Raw genomic sequence first — 15,746 nt, forward strand, 5'->3', positions numbered from 1 at the left:
TCCGGCGGTGAGCGTGATCGTGCCGACCGTCGGCCGAGCGTCGCTGCGCCGCGCGGTGGAATCGGCGCTGCGCCAGACGTACCCGGTCACCGAGGTGCTGGTCGTGGCCGCCGAAGGTCTCGCGGTGGACCTGCCCGCCGACACCCGGATCACGCTCGTGCGCACCGCCGATCGCCTCCGGCCGGGTGCCGCGCGGCAAGCGGGTATCGTCGCCGCACGCGGCACGGTGATCGCGTTGCTCGATGACGACGACGAATGGCGGCCGGAGAAACTGCGGTGCCAGCTCGAAGCCGTCCGGTCGCAGAACCCGGAGTCCGAGGCCGGGCGCGACTGGATCTGCTCCTCACGGGTCGAGGTATCCGGCCCCGGGAGCCTGCGATGGGTCTGGCCGCGCCGCCTGATCGCACCCCGGGAATCGGTGGCGCGGTATCTGTTCCGATTCACCTCGTTGCGCGTCGGCGGTGCCGTCCTGCAGACCTCGACCCTGTGCTTCCCGACCGAACTGGCTCGGCTCGTCGGATGGGACGCCGACACGGTCCACGACGAACCGACCTGGTTGCTGGCCGTGCAGCGGGCGCGCCCGCAGGTGCGGGTGATCCAGGTGCCGCAGGTGCTGGGCACGTATCACGTTGGGGGCGAATCGGTTTCGCGGGCGAGCGTCGACCGCGTGGACGACTACATCGCCTGGGGACTGGAGTATCTGCGCGCCGAGTCACCCCGGATTCGCGGTGACTATCTGTGCACGAGCCCGGTCAGCGCCGCGGTCGCGGCCGGTTCGGCGGCCGGGGCCGGCCGTGCGCTGCGGGCCGCGCTGCGCCACGGGCGTCCCGGCCCGTTCGCGCTGGCCTACGCCGTGCTGAACGGCGTCCGGATCCTGTTGCGGCGATGACCGATCCGATCCGGCTGGCGCCCGGCGAACGCCGGGCCTTGCTGCGCAGCGCCGGCTACCGCATCGCGGGCACTCCGATCGTGGCGCTGCTGGGCCTGGCGAACACCGCGATCATCGTGCGGCAGACCGGCTCGGCGGTGTTCGGTCTGGTCTCGCTCATCGCCACGGTCACGCTGCTGTTCCCGTTCGCGGACCTGGGCATCGGGGCGACGGTCCTGAGCGCGAGTGCCCAGCTGGCCGATGATCCCTCGGCCGCCGATGTCGTCCGCCGCGCCTACCGGGTCTTGTTCGGCGTCGCCGCGGGCCTGACGGTCGCCGCGTTCACGCTGCTGGCGACGGGGAGCTGGACGGTGCTGACGGGCTTGTCGTCCGGCCCGCAGGACGGCTGGGCGATCACCGTGGCCGCGGTCCTGTTCGCGCTGACCATCCCGGCCGGGCTGGGCGTGCGCATTCTCATCGGCATCGATCGCAACGAGCTCGCGACGCTCGTGCTGATGAGCTGTCCGGCGTTCGCCCTGCTGACCACGCTGGCGCTGTCCGCGGCCGGTGTGCGCCCGATCTGGTATTGCGTGTCGGCGCTGGTCGGCGTGCTGGCCGGGCAGAGCGTCGGCACCGTTGCCGCGCTTCGGCTCTCGGGGCTGGGCCGGTCGGCGTTCGCCCCGGTTCCCGAACCGCGCACGCGGCTGCTCGCGGGCAGCGTGTGGTTGTTCGTCGTCGGGGTCGGGCTCCCCGCCGGATTGCAGAGCGGCCGTTTGCTGCTCTCGCATCTGTCCACGCCGGACGAGCTGTCGCGCTACGCCTTGATCGCCCAGATCTACGGGGTGATCTGGCAGGTCATCTCGACGGCGGGCCTGGCGTACTGGCCGGTCTTCGTGAAACGCCGTGGCGCGTCGGCGGAAACGGTCCGGATCTGGTGGCGGATCACCGGGATGTTCGTCGGGGCCGCGGCGCTCGGGGCGGTGGCGCTGGCGGCGCTGGGCCCGTGGGCGGCCGCGATCCTGTCCGGCGGCCGGATCGACGTGTCGTATCAGCTGGCGCTGGCCTTCGGCGCCCTGCTCCTGGTCCAGAGCACGCATCTACCGGCGAACGTCCTGCTGACCAAGCCGAACGAGGCGCGCTGGCAGGCGGGCTGGACGGTGGTGATGGCCGCGCTCAGCATCGGGCTCGGGATCGCGGTCGCCGCGCGATACGGCGCGGTCGGGGTCGTCTGCGCCGCCGCGCTCGGAACCCTGCTCGCACAGGTGGTCCCGGATCTGGTGTGGGTGCCTAGGCTGGTGCGCGGCCGCTCGGCCGGTCGCCATCGACGCCCGGACGGGCGGTGAGCGCCGTCGCCAGCGGCGCGACCATGGTCGCCCCGGCGGGTACGTCGTGGATGACGGTCGCGTTGGCCCCCACGGTGGCCCCGTCGTGCAGGGTGATCGGGCCGAGCACCACCGCCCCCGCGCCGACCCGGACCCGATCGCCCAGTGTCGGGCGGCCTTTCGCGTCGTGGCCGACGGTCACCTGCTGATTGATCCAGCAGTGGCTGCCGATGGACTCGGCGGTCACGATGGTGCCCACGCCGTGCTGGATGAACAGGGCGGGCCCGATGCGATCGGCCTCGAGGGTGAGCGTCGGCAGCGGCCGGTAGCAGGCTCGCAACAGGATTCGCAGCACGGGCGAGCGGCCGCGCAGCCGGTAGTGCACGAGCGTGCGGAACTCGGGCAGGGCGGCCGCCAGATAGGCGAAACGCGAGTATTCCTCCAGCGCGGTCAGTTTCGGCGCGTCGATGCACTCGATCCACCAGGCGATATCGGCGCGCACCTCCTCGGCCGCGGCGGCACAGCGCCACAGGGGGTACGCCAGCACCCGGGCGACCCGCAGTCGCAACGCCCACAGCTCGGCAGCCATGCCGCTCATCCTAAGCGGGCCGTCGGTCCGCGCGGGCTCCCTCAGCAGCCGGATTGCAGAGCCGCGCGCGCGTATCCGACTGTTTGGTACCCGAATTCGTAGACCCACCGGTACCACGGGATCCGTTCCGGGCTCTCGATCATCACCAGATCGCCGTCGTAGCACTGTTCGAGGATGTAGCGCGCCCGCGAGATGTGCGGGCGGAAGGTCACCACGATCACCGTCTTCCAACCGTGCTCGGCGGCGAGGCGGCGCAGCTGGCGCGCTTCACCTTTCGTGGTCGGCGGGTCCGGAACGAAGCAGATCAGCTGAAAACCGGTCTGCGGCGTCTTGCAGACATCGGTGAGCCAGTCGTCGCGCGTGCCGTAGGGATTCGAGATCAGGACGGTCGGCGCCCACCCCTGCCCGCCGAGCGAAAGACCGTACGGATACCGGTGAAATCCCTCCCCGCCGAGCACGAATATCGCATCCGCCCGCCGCAGGTGGTCGATCTGGGGTTGCGCGTACACCGGAAATCCCGCACCGGCGATGGTGGCGATCAGCACCCCGACGCTCGCGAGCGCCCACCGCAGCCCGCGGGCCCGACGGCGCTGCCGGGCGAGGCCGCGCGGTCGGGGGCGCACCGGTTCCGCGGCGGTGTCCTCGTCGTTCGCTGTCATGCGGGCGGGAGTCTTCCGTACTCGTCCGTATTTGTCGGTGACAGTCTACGATTCCGTCTCGACGTACCTGGTCGGCGGCGGCGAGCCGATCAGCGTGAGAATGGAGCCGACCGGTTCGGTCGCGCGTACGCGACGCGAGGCCGGAATTTCCGTAACACCCTGCGCAGGTGTTGCGAACTCAGTGGTGACCCCCTTCGGGGGTCACGGTCTTCGTCCCTTGGGGCCCAGTCGATTTCGTGCTGTTCGTTCTGCCCTGCGATGTCGTCATGGCCCGCACCCTCTCCGACCGCGCGCCGGGGATCTCTCAGCGAATCTTCGATGAGGCACATCAAATATGTTGATACTCAGAAGTATTCAGGATCTTCAAAGAAGCTCCGGCCTGCGGGTGAAACATGGACCTGCGGTGGACGGAACCGATAATATTCTGCCCGGGCGTCCAATGGGGGAGCGTCGGCAGCTTGGCAATTCGGCGTGGGGATGGAGCGCAGATGGCCTTCCAAATTGACCGGACGCGGATCAGGGGGTCCGCGCCGGAGTGGCGTTCCGACCGTGAGCGATGGCAGACCGAATACGGCCGCCGGGTCCGGGTCTGCGAGGCGCTCGTCCTGGTCGCGACCATCGGTGCGGCACAACTGATCCGGTTCGGCGGCATCGACGACAACGATCAAATGGCCGCTTGGTCAGGCGACGCCAGTATCGGGTACTCGATCATCTCGGTGCTGCTGGCGCTGTCCTGGTTCGGGTTCCTGGTGGCCGGCAACGCCGCCTCGCCGGGTGCGCTGGGCACCGGGCTCGAGGAGTATCGCCAGCTGACCTCGGCCACCCTGCGGCTGTTCGGCCTGATCGGGATCGTCTCGCTGCTGTTCCGATTGGATTTCGCGCGTGGGTATCTGGCGATCGCGCTGCCTTTCGGCCTGCTCGGTCTGCTGGTCAACCGGATGCTGTGGCGGCGCTATGCCGCGGCGCAGCGCCGCAGCGGACGCTACCGCACCGCGGTCCTGGTACTCGGCGGTCCCGATGCGGCTCGCGAGATGATGACCTGTTTCGCCCGCGACCCCGCGGTCGGCTATTCGGTGGTCGGCGTCTACAGCCCCTACGACAAGGAATTCGGCGGGGAGAGCGAACTTCCCGACGTGCCCATCCTCGTCGGCGCGGAGACCACCGTGCTGGACGCGGTGCGCCAGACCGGCTCCGACCTCGTGGCGATCTCGGCGACCGAGCATCTCGGCGCGCGCGGCATCAATGATCTGGTGTGGCAGCTGGCCCCGCTGGGCGTGGGCGTGGTGGTGACGCCGGGCGTGGTCGATGTGGCCGATCAGCGCATGGCGATCCGCCCGATCGGCAATCTGCCGCTGCTGCACATCGCCAAGCCGCAGTACGGCCGGTCGCGCTCGTTCGGCCGGGCCGTCTTCGACCTCACCTTCGCGGTGTCGGCGCTGCTGCTCGTCTCCCCGGTGATGCTCATCGCGGCGGTGGCCATCAAGATCGACAGCCGCGGCCCGGTCTTCTACCGCTCCGAGCGGATCGGTCTGGACGGCGTGCCGTTCCGAATGATCAAGTTCCGCAGCATGTTCCCCGACGCCGATCAGCGGCGCGCGGCGCTCGAGTCCGACAACGAGGGCGCCGGTCCGCTGTTCAAGATCCGTGAGGACCCGCGGGTCACCCCGATCGGGCGGATCCTGCGGCGCTACAGCCTGGACGAATTGCCGCAGTTCATCAATGTGATCCGCCGCGAGATGAGCGTGGTCGGGCCGCGCCCGCCACTACCCGGCGAGGTCGAGCGCTACGACGGCAAGGTGCGGCGGCGGTTGCTGGTCAAGCCGGGAGTGACCGGACTGTGGCAGGTGTCGGGCCGTTCGGATCTGTCCTGGGACGAGTCGGTCCGGCTGGACCTGTCCTACGTCGAAAACTGGTCGATGGTTCAGGATTTGCTGATCATCGCGAAGACGATCACGGCGGTGACCCGCAGTGACGGCGCCTACTGATCGCCGAGTGATATGGAGAACCATCGCATGATCCAACCCGTTGCCGAGTCGACACCGGGATTGCGGGTGGGCGATCTGGTCGAGGTCCGCAGCGCGGCCGAGATCCTCGCCACCCTCGACGAGCGCGGCGAGCTGGACAATCTGCCGTTCATGCCCGAGATGCTGGAGTTCTGCGGACAACAGCTGACCGTCCACAAGGTCGCCACCAAGGTGTGTGATCCCTACGGCCGCACCGGAATGCACCGGATGACGAGCACGGTCCACCTCACCGGCGCGCGCTGTGCCGGAACCTCGCACGGCGGCTGCCAGACCGCGTGCAGCCTGTACTGGAAAGAGGCGTGGCTCAGGCGCGTCGCGCCGGGCACGCCGCCGACGGCCAGCAATGGCACCCGCATCGATCTCGAACTGCTCGAGGTCAATACGCGCAAGCCGCCGCTCGACAGCGGCCGCGACAGATACTCCTGCCAGTCGACCGAGATGATGCGCGCGGCGCCGACCTGCCTGCCCTTCCGCGATGTGCGGCAATACGTCGAGGACGTTCAGGTCGGCAATGCCACGGTGCGCGAGTCGTTGCGGGCCTTCTTCTTCGCGTCGTTCAACCGGCTGCAGGCGGTGAGCAAGCGGGTGCTGCCCGCCAGGCTCCAGTTCCGCGGCGGCGCGGAATGGGGTTTCGTGCGCGGCCGCGCCGTCGGCAAAACCCCGGTGGCCCACCTGGATCTGCAGCCCGGCGAGCTGGTGCGCATCAAGTCCAAGGAGCAGATCGAGCTCACCCTCAACGAACACCGGCTCAATCGCGGCATGGGGTTCGAAGAGGAGGCGGCGCGCTTCTGCGGACGCACCGCGCGGGTGCAGGCACGCATCACCCGGTGTCTCGACGAGACGACCGGTGAGCTCGTGATCATGAAGACCCCGGCGATCGTGCTCGAGGATGTGTTCTGCGAGGGCGTCTACCACGCGAACTGCCCGCGCGAGTACGTCTCGTTCTGGCGTGAAATCTGGCTCGAGCGTGTCTGAACGCTCGGGACCACTGAGTCGGGAGGGGACTCGCATGCGAAACTCACACACACTCGTCACCGTCGGACTGCCGGTTCGCAATGGGGCGGAACGGATTCCGGATGTCGTGGCGTCCGTGCTCGCCCAGGATCACGCGGATCTGGAACTGGTGATCTCCGACAACGCGTCGACCGACGCCACCGAGGAGGTCTGCCGGGACCTCGCGGACCAGGACAGCCGGATCGTGTACCACCGCAACCCGGTCAATGTCGGATTGATGAACAACTTCGTCGGCGCGCTCGATCTGGCCAAGGGCGCCTACTTCCGGTGGATCGGCGACGACGACTGGCTGAAACCGAACTATCTGTCCCGGTGTCTCGAGGTCTTCGACGCCGACCCGAGACTGCTGCTGGTGACCACCCAGCTGGACTACACGGGTCCCGACGGCGTCAGCCGGACCGCGCCCTACGACGGGACCGCACTGGGCTCCGATGATCCGGTGGTCCGTTTCACCGAGATGCTGCGGCTGCTCAACGAGAGCTTCCTGCTGATCGATCCGCTCTACGGCGTGTTCCGCTCCGATCCGGTGCGCCGCATAGCGCGCCGGAACATGTTGCGCGAAGACGAGGTCTTCGCCGGGAAGCTGGCGCTGGCCGGTCCCTGGGGACATGTGAACGAGGTGCTGGGCGGGCGGCATTTCCAGCACGACCGCCAGACCGTCATGGCGCGCAAGCTCGGTGTCCCGAAGTGGCAGGCGCACCTGTCCACCACGCTGCAGTGCCGCGAATGGCTGCGCTGGATAGCGGAATCCGATCTCGGCCCGCAGCAGCGTTGGCAGGCCCGCCGCGCGGTGGCGGAGCTCTATGCCGAACGGCAGCGGATCACCGCCGCCCGCGGTGTGCGCAAGCTGTCCGGGTACCTCGGTTCGAACCCGGCGACCAGCGGGTAGCGCGGTGGGCAAGGTTCCGGTGATCTCCGAACACCGGTCGACGCGCCGACGGGTGTCCGTGCCACTAATGTCGGACACCGTGTCGAGTCGTGCGGTCAGGGTGGTGATCCTGGGGATCAACTATGCCCCCGAGCCGACCGGGATCGCGCCGTACACAACGGGTCTCGCGGTGGGTCTGGCCGCCCGCGGCCATGACGTGCGGGTGCTCACCGGCGTCACGCACTACCCGGCGTGGCGGCGGGCCGGTGAGCCCACGACCTTTCGCGCCGAGGTCGACGCCGACGGGGTGCGGTTGCGTCGGCTGGACCATCACGTGCCGCGGACCGGTCGCGGATGGGGCCGTGCCGCAATGGAATTGACCTTCGGACTGCAGGCGGTGACGACCCGCTGGCATCGTCCGGAGGTGATCCTGTGCATCACCCCGCCGCTGCTGGCCACGGCCATGGCGGTCGCCCGGGCCCGGCTGACCCCCGGTGCCCCGGCGGTCGGGGTGCTCGTGCACGACCTGTACAGCCGAGGCGTCGTCGAGACCGGGGCGCTGCCCCGGCCCGCCGCACGCGGGGTGCGCACGCTGGAGTCCGCCGCCTTCCGCCACGCCGACAGCGTCGCGGTGATCCACGACGGCCTGCGCGGTGATCTGGTGCGTGAGCTGGGCGTCGAGCGGGAGCGGATCCGGGTCATCCGCAACTGGAACCACGTGCCCGCGCCCGATCCGGCGGCCAGCGCGGCGTTCCGGGCCGCACGCGGGTGGTCCGAGGACGAGCTCGTCGTGCTGCACGCCGGGAACATCGGAACCAAACAGGGCCTCGAGAACGTCGTCGCCGCCGCCGAATTGGCGGCGCGAGACCGACTCTCGGTTCGATTCGTGCTGCTGGGCGACGGCAATCAGCGCCGCCGGATCGAGGCCGCCGGAGCCGGGCTGCCCACCCTCGAGATCCTGCCGCCGGTCAGCGAGGCGGATTTCCCGTCGGCGCTCGGCGCTGCCGACGTGCTGCTGGTCAATGAGCTGCCGGGCGTGGCGCAGATGGCCGTGCCCAGCAAGCTGACGTCGTATTTCACCTCCGGCAAGCCGATTCTCGCGGCCGCCGAGGCCGCCGGGTACACCGCCCAGGAGATGACCGCCTCGGGCGCGGGCGTGGTCGTGCCCGGCGGCCGTCCGGAGCTGCTGCTCGCCGAGGCGGTCCGGATCGGCGCCGATCCGGTGCTCGGCGCCGAGTTCGGCGCGGCGGGACGGCGATACGCGACAGCGATGCTGAACAGCGAAGCCGCTCTGGACAGCTACGAGGAGTGGATAATCGAGTTGGCTCGCGCACGGGGGAGGGCGGTCGGATGGCCAAGCGCGCATTGATCACCGGGATAACCGGTCAGGACGGTTCGTATCTGGCCGAGCTGCTGCTCGGCAAGGGGTACGAGGTGCACGGGATCATCCGGCGTGCCTCGACCTTCAACACCAGGCGCATCGATCACCTGTATGTCGACCCGCACGATCCGCAGGCGCGGCTGTTCACCCACTACGGTGAACTGAACGACAGCGCCCGGCTCGCGAACCTCATCGAGCGGCTGCAGCCGGACGAGATCTACCACCTGGCCGCGCAGTCGCATGTCCGGGTCAGCTTCGATGAGCCCGAATACACCTCGGAGACAACCGGTTTGGGGACCATCCGGCTGCTGGAGGCGATTCGGCAGATCGGGCTGGACTGCCGGTTCTACCAGGCGTCGAGTTCGGAGATGTTCGGCTCGTCGCCGCCGCCGCAGAACGAGCTGACGCCGCTGCATCCGCGGTCGCCCTACGGCACGGCCAAGATGTTCGCCTACTGGTCGACCCGCAACTACCGCGAGGCGTACGGGATCTACGCCGTGAACGGCATTCTGTTCAACCATGAATCACCGCGCCGCGGTGAGACCTTCGTGACCCGCAAGATCACCCGTGCGGTCGCGCGGATCGCCGCCGGGCTCGATGAGCAGCTGTGGCTGGGCAGCGTCGACTCGATCCGGGACTGGGGGTACGCCCCGGAATACGTCGAGGGCATGTGGCGCATGCTGCAGCAGGACGAGCCCGACGATTACGTGCTCGCCACCGGGTGCGGGTATTCCGTGCGGGACTTCCTGGCCATGGCCTTCGATCGGGTCGGGCTCGACTGGGAGCGCTATGTCCGCTTCGACGACCGGTACCTGCGCCCGACGGAGGTGGATGTGATGATCGGTGACGCGTCGAAGGCCGCTGCGGCGCTCGGCTGGGATCCGAAGGTCCGGGCCCCGGAGTTGGCGCGGCTCATGGTCGATGCCGATATCGAGGTCTTGAAATCCGAGTCGCCGGTGTGGATCGATCGACCCGACCGTGCGGTCTGGAGTCAGCCTCGGTAGTTCGACTGATTGTCGAGGAACCAGTGGTAGGTCGCCTTCAACCCGTCGGGCAGGGCGATCGCGGGCGGGCCCCAGCCCAGGCCGGTGAGCCGGGAGACGTCCAGCAGCTTCCGGTACGTACCGTCCGGTTGCGATGTATCCCAGTGGATTTCGCCCCGGAACCCGGCGATCCCGGCGATCGTCGTCGCCAGCTCGGCCACGGTGACCTCCTGGCCGGTGCCGACATTGACCGGGCCGTCGCCGTCGTAGTTGTCGAGCAGGAACAGGCACGCGTCGGCGAGGTCGTCGGCGTGGATGAACTCCCGCAGCGGCAGTCCCGTGCCCCAGCAGTGGACGACGGGCGTGTGGTCGCGGGCGGCCTCGTGAAAACGGCGGATCAGACCGGGCACGACATGACTGGCCTCGGGGTGGAAGTTGTCACCGGGGCCGTAGACATTGGTGGGCAGCGCGCTGATGTAGGGCAGGCCGTACTGCCGGCGAATCGCGGTGATCTGGGTGATACCAGCAAGTTTCGCAACGGCGTAGCCCTCGTTCGTGACCTCGAGCGGGCCGGTGAACAGGGCGTCCTCCCGGATCGGCACCGGGGCCGCCTTGGGATAGATGCAGCTCGAGCCGAGGAACAGGAACCGTTGCACGCCGGTGGCGACCGCGGCATCGAGCAGGTTGACCTGAATGCGCAGATTATCCGAGAGGAACTCCGCGCCGTGCGCCGCATTGGCCGCGATCCCGCCCACCCGGGCGGCGGCGTCGATCACGGCGTGCGGCCTTGTCCCGGCGAAGAATTCGGCGGTAGCCCGGGCGTCGCGCAGATCCAGCTCGGCCGAGTCACGCCCGACCAGATCGGTGAAACCCGCCGCGCGCAAACGCCGCCACAGCGCCGATCCGACCAGTCCGCGATGTCCTGCGACATACACTCGCGAATCGCGGGGGAGGGGCCCGCCGTGCCATTGCATGAACGCCATTCTGACAGAGTCCGCGGTCGCGAGTACGGGGTGCGAAGCCGGGCCGGATCGATATACTCCCTGTCGTACGGTCAGGCCGAAATCTCTTGGAAGGCAATCGGTCAGATGAACGAATGCTCGCCGCCCTGGCCGCGAATGCTCGTCGGACACGTGCCCGTGGATCTCCTCGATCGTGATGCCGCGCTCGAGCTCGTTTTCACCGCGCTCTCGGATTCCGATCCGATCGCCGTGGTATCGGCCAACCTCGACCACATCCATCATTTCGCCGACGATGCCGCCTGGGACGAGCGGACGGCCGTGGGCGCGCCCGCGGGTGGATTGCGCTGGCTCACCCTGCTCGACGGTATGCCGTTGGTGCGCACCGCCAATGCCCGCAGCGGCCGGGAGTGGCCGAAACTGTCGGGCAGCGATCTCATTACGCCCATTCTCGAGCACGCGGCCGAGGCGCGGGCGCGGGTGGCGTTCCTCGGCGGAACCGCCGAAACCCACGAATTGCTGCTGCCCGCCCTCGCCGAACAGTTCCCGCGGCTCGAGGTCGCGGGGACGTGGGCGCCCGAACGGGCCGAGCTGACCGATCGCGTTGCGTCCGAGGCGATTGCCGCGCAGATCAAGGCCGCCGAGGCCGACATTCTGGTCGTGGGTCTCGGGAAGCCGCGTCAGGAGCGGTGGATCGCCGAGTACGGGACGCAGACCGGCGCCAAGGCGCTGCTCGCGTTCGGGGCGGTCGTCGACTTCCTGGCCTGCCGGATCGCCCGGGTGCCCGAACGGGTCAGCAACGCCGGTGGCGAGTGGGCGTGGCGGCTCATGCTGGAGCCGCGGCGGCTGGCCCGGCGCTACCTGGTGCAGGGGCCGCCGGCGCTGGTGCGCTTGAAGCGCTCGGCGGTCGTACTCGAGGCCGCGCCGGCATCGGCATGATCCGGGACAGGGCGGCGATTTCCCCTCGCGCGACAGGTCGTTCGTACCTGCCGGCGGCGGGCGCGTTCGCCCTGGTCGTCGGGCTCGCCGCGGTGATCGCCGCGACCGGGGTGATCGTCACCGCGGGCGGCAATGACCAGCGGGCCTTCCATTGGCCGTCGGTGCTGCAGATTCGCGGATCGTTCCCGCATCTCGATGTCGTCGGGCTGAACACCGCGACCGGGCCGCTCTATCACCTCGCGGTCGCGGCGATCGCGGGGCCGCTCGGGCTCGGTGAGCACGGCACCCAGGTGGTCGGCGCGCTGTTCGCGGGATGCCTTGCGGGGCTTGCTGTTCAGTACGCGCGCTCCGTGCCGACCTGGTATCTGTGCGCGCTCGCGGTGGCGCCGCTGCTGCTGTCGGCGTACTTCTGGCAGTCGGCGCTGTGGATGCTCACCGACGACGCGGCGCTGCTGTTCGCGATGGCGGCGATGATCCTGATGATCGCGGACCCGACGACCCGGGGGCGGGTCGCGGTCGGTGTGCTCGTCGCCGCGGCGATCGCGACGCGGCAGACCTTCGTCTGGTTGCTGGCGCCCGCGGTGTTGTCGTGTGTGGATCCGGTGCGCCCGCGCCATGCTCGGCGTGCGACGCTGCGCGATGCCGCGCTGGTCGCGGTGCCCGGTGTGGTGGTGCTGGCCGGGCTGATCGTGTTGTGGGGCGGGCTGACTCCGCCGGCCATGCGGCAGTTCAATGCCGCGAATCCGAGTTGGACGGCCATCGCGTTCACCTTCGCGGTCGCGGCGATCTTCGCGGTGCCGGTGCTGGCGGCGGTGGCCGATGCCGCCGCGGTGCGGGCGCATCTGGCCGCCGAGATCGTCACCGGCGTGGTCGTCGCCGTCCCCGCCCTCGTCTTCCGCAGCACGGCAACGAAATTCCCCGATGATTCGCGGCGCGGTGGCGTGCTGTGGACGCTGGTCGGGAAGCTTCCGGCGCTGGACGGGCGTTCGCCGGTGCTCGCCGTGCTCGCCTTCGCCGGCGGGTTCGCCTGTGCCGCGGTGTTCTTCGTGCTGGAGCGGCGGACCGCGGTGGTCATGGCGGCGGCGCTGGTGGCGCTGGCCGTGGTGACCGCGCCGGGATCGCAGCTGTACCAGAAGTACGCCGAGTTGCCGATCGCCATGCTGAGCGTGCTGGTGATCGTCGCCGTGGCGCGGACCGGCAGGCTGTCGCGGACCTGGCCGCTGGCCGGGCTCGCGACGTTCCAGTTCGTCGCGACCGCGGGCATCGTCGGTGTTCCCGTCGTCCGGGCCTTGGGTGGCTGAGTGCGCATCGATCGACTCGCGGCGATGCTGTCGCTCTCCCTGTCCGTCGCGCTGGTGCTGGCCGGATGTGTCGGGCCGCGCGATCAGGGCCCGACCACCTGTACCGCCGAGACCATGACCACCGCCACCTGCACCCCGCCCCCGGCGGACGCCGCGCCGGGCAAGAAGTGGAAGGTGATCTTCGAGGAGCAGTTCGACGGATCCGATTACGACCGTACGAAATTGACGCCGTGCTTCGACTGGAATTTCGGCGGCTGCACGAGCAGCTTCAACTCCGGGCGTGAGACCTATCGGCCCGAGCAGGTCCGGGTCGGTGGCGGGTACGCGCGGCTCGTCGGTGAGCCGCTGGTTCCGCCGTCGCCGGATCCGGCGTGTTTCCAGTCGGTCTGCACCTACAAGAGCGGGATGCTCTCGACCGCGCGGCCCGATGCGCGCAGTGACAAGTATCTGTTCTCCTTCACCTACGGCTATACCGAGGCCCGCGTGAAGTTTCCGGCGGTGGCGGGATTCTTCACGGCGTTCTGGATGCTGCCGACCAATCCGCAGTACGAGTACCGCAGCGAGATCGACATCGTCGAGGCGCTCGGCGGCAATCCGCAGAACATGTTCATGACCTACGCCTATGACGGGCGGTCGAAGTCGTACCGCGTCAACAAGACTCCCTCCGACAACGGCGCCTGTCCGGTGCGCGACTACGCGCAGGATTGGGTGCGGTTCGGTGTCGACTGGGAACCCGATCACATCGCCTGGTACATCAACGGTGTTCGCTGCGGCGAGTTCACCGATGCCGGTGCGATCGAGAACGGGCCGATGCAACTGATTCTCAATATGACGATCGACAACGACTGGGAGCGCAACGAGGGGTCGACGCTCGCCGATCTGAGTCGGACCGCCGAGCTCGATGTGGATTATCTGCGGGTCTTTCAGCAGCAATAGGGGGATAAATGAATTCGCGCGTCACCACGATCTCGATCGTCATCGTGACCTACAACAGCGCCACCGACATCCCGCTGCTGCTCGACGACTTGCGCGCCGAGGCGCGTGACACCGAATTGCGGGTCATCGTGGTCGACAACGAGTCGGCCGACGGGACAGCCGATGTCGTGCGCGGCTATCCCGAGGTCATATTCGTGGCCTCGGGCGGGAATCTCGGTTACGCGGGCGGAATCAATATCGGGCTCAGGCATGTCGGGAGTTGTGACGCGGTCCTGATTCTCAATCCGGATCTGCGGGTGCGGCCCGGCGCCATCGCCGCGATGGCGGACGTGCTCGACGGCGACTCGGGCATCGGGGCCGTGGTGCCCCTGATCCTGGACACCGCGGGGAAGCCGCACATCTCGCTGTGCCGTGAGCCGTCGGTGACGCGGGCCTTCGGCGACGCGCTGTTCGGCAGCCGGATCTGGCGGGAGCGACCGGCGTGGCTGTCGGAATTCGACTATCGCGCGGGCAGTTACGAGCGGGCCCACGAGGTCGACTGGGCCACCGGCGCGTGCCTGCTCGTGCGCGGGTCGCTGGCGGCCGAACTGGGGGAGTGGAACGAGGAGTTCTTCCTGTACTCGGAGGAGACCGAGTATTTCCGGCGGATCCGCACGAGCGGGCACGTGGTGCGATTCGCCCCGTCGGCCGTCGTTCAGCATCGGCTGGGCGGTTCGGGGACGTCCCCGGCGCTCGCGACGCTGTTGGAGGTCAACCGGGTCCGTTATGTCGAAATGCACCACGGCCGTTGGTACGCGGGGTTGTTCCGGGCGGTCGTCGCCCTCGCGGCGGTGTTGCGTGCCTACAATGCCGACCAGCGCCGCACCCTGGAGTTCGTGTTGCGCAGGGACCGGTGGAAGGACCTGCCGAAGGCAACCAAACCGCCTGTGGCGGAAGTGCTTTCCGGTGAACTCGGCCGAGGCGCGGTCATCGTCCCGGCCTACGACGAATCCGCCGTGATCGAACGCACGCTGCGCCCGTTGAGCGCGGCCGTCGTCGCCGGCTACTTCGAACTGATCGTCGTGGCCAACGGCTGCACCGACGACACCGCCGAGCGGGCCCGCGCCATCCCCGGCGTCCAGGTCGTCGAACTGCCGGTCGGCTCGAAACCGCTGGCGCTCAACACCGGTGACAGCGTCGCGACATTGTGGCCGCGCCTGTACCTCGACGCCGACATCAGGATCACCGCGGCCACCGTGCTGGCGGTCCTCGACCGCCTCGCCCGCGGCGATGTGCTCGCCGCGCGCCCGTCGTTCCGCTACGACTCCGGCGGCGCGAGCCCCATCGTGCGCAGCTACTACCGCGCCCGCCGCAAGATGGCAGCCCACCAGAACGCCCTGTGGTGGGCAGGCGTCTTCGGCCTGAACGCCGAGGGCCACAAGCGATTCGGCGAGTTCCCCGACGTCACCGGCGACGACATGTTCGTCGACACCCAATTCGACGACTCGGAGAAAACGGTCGTCGAGACCGACCCGTCGATCTGGACCACCCCCACCGACCTCACCGGCCTGCTGACCGTCCTGACCCGACACCACCGGGGCAACACCGAACTGCTCGAGCACGATCCGGAGCGAACCCCGAACACGGGTCCGGCGACCGCCCGCGCAATCCTCCGCACGATCACCGGACCACGTTCGGCCTTCGACGCCGCGACCTACCTCGTCACCGCCCTCGCGGCCCGCCGCCGAGCATCCCGCAGTGCCGCCCGCTGGGAACGCGACAACACCAGCCGCTCAACCGAATAGCCGCGCCGAAATCGCCGGGGCGCGGGCACGTCGATGGTGACTTCGCCGCAGTCTCCCACGTGCCGCTCGCGTCGAATCGACCCGGCGGACGCTGAAAGCGACCGGACGAGCGGCATGGC

14 protein-coding genes are annotated in these 15,746 nt (G+C 69.0%); 11 read left to right on the forward strand and 3 right to left on the reverse strand.

Features of this window, described 5'->3' with window-relative positions; all coding sequences use genetic code 11:
- Positions 1 to 7 precede the first annotated feature (7 nt).
- Entirely contained in the window at positions 8 to 889 is an 882-nt protein-coding gene (locus GPX89_RS08690) for a glycosyltransferase family 2 protein (protein ID WP_328601611.1), read from the forward strand.
- On the forward strand, positions 886 to 2,211 hold the full coding sequence (locus GPX89_RS08695; protein ID WP_157386680.1) for a lipopolysaccharide biosynthesis protein: 1,326 nt from the start codon (positions 886 to 888) through the stop codon (positions 2,209 to 2,211). The genes GPX89_RS08690 and GPX89_RS08695 overlap by 4 nt, the downstream gene beginning before the upstream one ends.
- Here GPX89_RS08695 and GPX89_RS08700 read toward each other — a convergent pair.
- Both GPX89_RS08700 and GPX89_RS08705 read right to left on the reverse strand, forming a co-directional pair.
- Entirely contained in the window at positions 2,156 to 2,779 is a 624-nt protein-coding gene (locus GPX89_RS08700) for a serine acetyltransferase (RefSeq protein ID WP_157386681.1), read from the reverse strand. The genes GPX89_RS08695 and GPX89_RS08700 overlap by 56 nt on opposite strands.
- Positions 2,780 to 2,820: 41 nt before the next feature.
- Positions 2,821 to 3,438 carry a YdcF family protein gene (locus tag GPX89_RS08705; RefSeq protein ID WP_157386682.1) on the reverse strand — a complete coding sequence of 206 codons (618 nt, stop codon included), beginning with the start codon at positions 3,436 to 3,438 and terminating at the stop codon, positions 2,821 to 2,823.
- A 488-nt stretch (positions 3,439 to 3,926) separates the two neighbouring features.
- Here GPX89_RS08705 and GPX89_RS08710 point away from each other — a divergent pair, with 488 nt between their 5' ends.
- The 5 genes from GPX89_RS08710 (at position 3,927) to gmd (ending at position 9,729) form a co-directional block, all read left to right on the forward strand.
- Positions 3,927 to 5,423 carry a sugar transferase gene (locus tag GPX89_RS08710; RefSeq protein WP_157386683.1) on the forward strand — a complete coding sequence of 499 codons (1,497 nt, stop codon included), beginning with the start codon at positions 3,927 to 3,929 and terminating at the stop codon, positions 5,421 to 5,423.
- Between the two features lie 27 nt (positions 5,424 to 5,450).
- On the forward strand, positions 5,451 to 6,437 hold the full coding sequence (locus GPX89_RS08715; protein ID WP_157386684.1) for a hypothetical protein: 987 nt from the start codon (positions 5,451 to 5,453) through the stop codon (positions 6,435 to 6,437).
- Between the two features lie 34 nt (positions 6,438 to 6,471).
- A complete protein-coding gene (locus tag GPX89_RS08720; protein ID WP_157386685.1) occupies positions 6,472 to 7,365 on the forward strand; it encodes a glycosyltransferase family 2 protein in 894 nt (297 codons plus the stop codon).
- Positions 7,366 to 7,444: 79 nt separating this feature from the next.
- Complete coding sequence (locus tag GPX89_RS08725) at positions 7,445 to 8,713, forward strand: glycosyltransferase family 4 protein (RefSeq protein WP_328601612.1); 1,269 nt, start codon at positions 7,445 to 7,447, stop codon at positions 8,711 to 8,713.
- Positions 8,695 to 9,729 (forward strand): GDP-mannose 4,6-dehydratase, encoded by a 1,035-nt coding sequence (gene gmd, locus GPX89_RS08730; protein WP_157386687.1) that lies wholly within the window; start codon positions 8,695 to 8,697, stop codon positions 9,727 to 9,729. Before GPX89_RS08725 ends, gmd begins: the two co-directional genes overlap by 19 nt.
- Here the strand turns inward: gmd and GPX89_RS08735 are convergent.
- Positions 9,717 to 10,682 (reverse strand): GDP-L-fucose synthase family protein, encoded by a 966-nt coding sequence (locus tag GPX89_RS08735; RefSeq protein ID WP_235946981.1) that lies wholly within the window; start codon positions 10,680 to 10,682, stop codon positions 9,717 to 9,719. The genes gmd and GPX89_RS08735 overlap by 13 nt on opposite strands.
- Before the next feature lie 114 nt (positions 10,683 to 10,796).
- On the opposite strand from GPX89_RS08735, the gene GPX89_RS45360 reads away from it, so the two are divergent.
- Genes GPX89_RS45360 through GPX89_RS08755 form a run of 4 tightly spaced genes read left to right on the forward strand, consistent with a single transcriptional unit; the run spans position 10,797 to position 15,627 of the window.
- The gene (locus GPX89_RS45360; protein ID WP_157386689.1) at positions 10,797 to 11,606 is read left to right on the forward strand and encodes a WecB/TagA/CpsF family glycosyltransferase; all 810 of its coding nucleotides are present in this window, start codon (positions 10,797 to 10,799) and stop codon (positions 11,604 to 11,606) included.
- On the forward strand, positions 11,603 to 12,907 hold the full coding sequence (locus tag GPX89_RS08745; RefSeq protein WP_157386690.1) for a hypothetical protein: 1,305 nt from the start codon (positions 11,603 to 11,605) through the stop codon (positions 12,905 to 12,907). Before GPX89_RS45360 ends, GPX89_RS08745 begins: the two co-directional genes overlap by 4 nt.
- Positions 12,908 to 13,843, forward strand: a complete 936-nt coding sequence (locus GPX89_RS45805) for a glycoside hydrolase family 16 protein (protein WP_157386691.1) — start codon at positions 12,908 to 12,910, stop codon at positions 13,841 to 13,843.
- Between the two features lie 8 nt (positions 13,844 to 13,851).
- Complete coding sequence (locus GPX89_RS08755; RefSeq protein ID WP_157386692.1) at positions 13,852 to 15,627, forward strand: glycosyltransferase family 2 protein; 1,776 nt, start codon at positions 13,852 to 13,854, stop codon at positions 15,625 to 15,627.
- Positions 15,628 to 15,746: the final 119 nt, after the last annotated feature.

This window comes from Nocardia terrae (assembly GCF_009760405.1).
GTDB classification, from domain to species: Bacteria; Actinomycetota; Actinomycetes; order Mycobacteriales; family Mycobacteriaceae; genus Nocardia; species Nocardia terrae.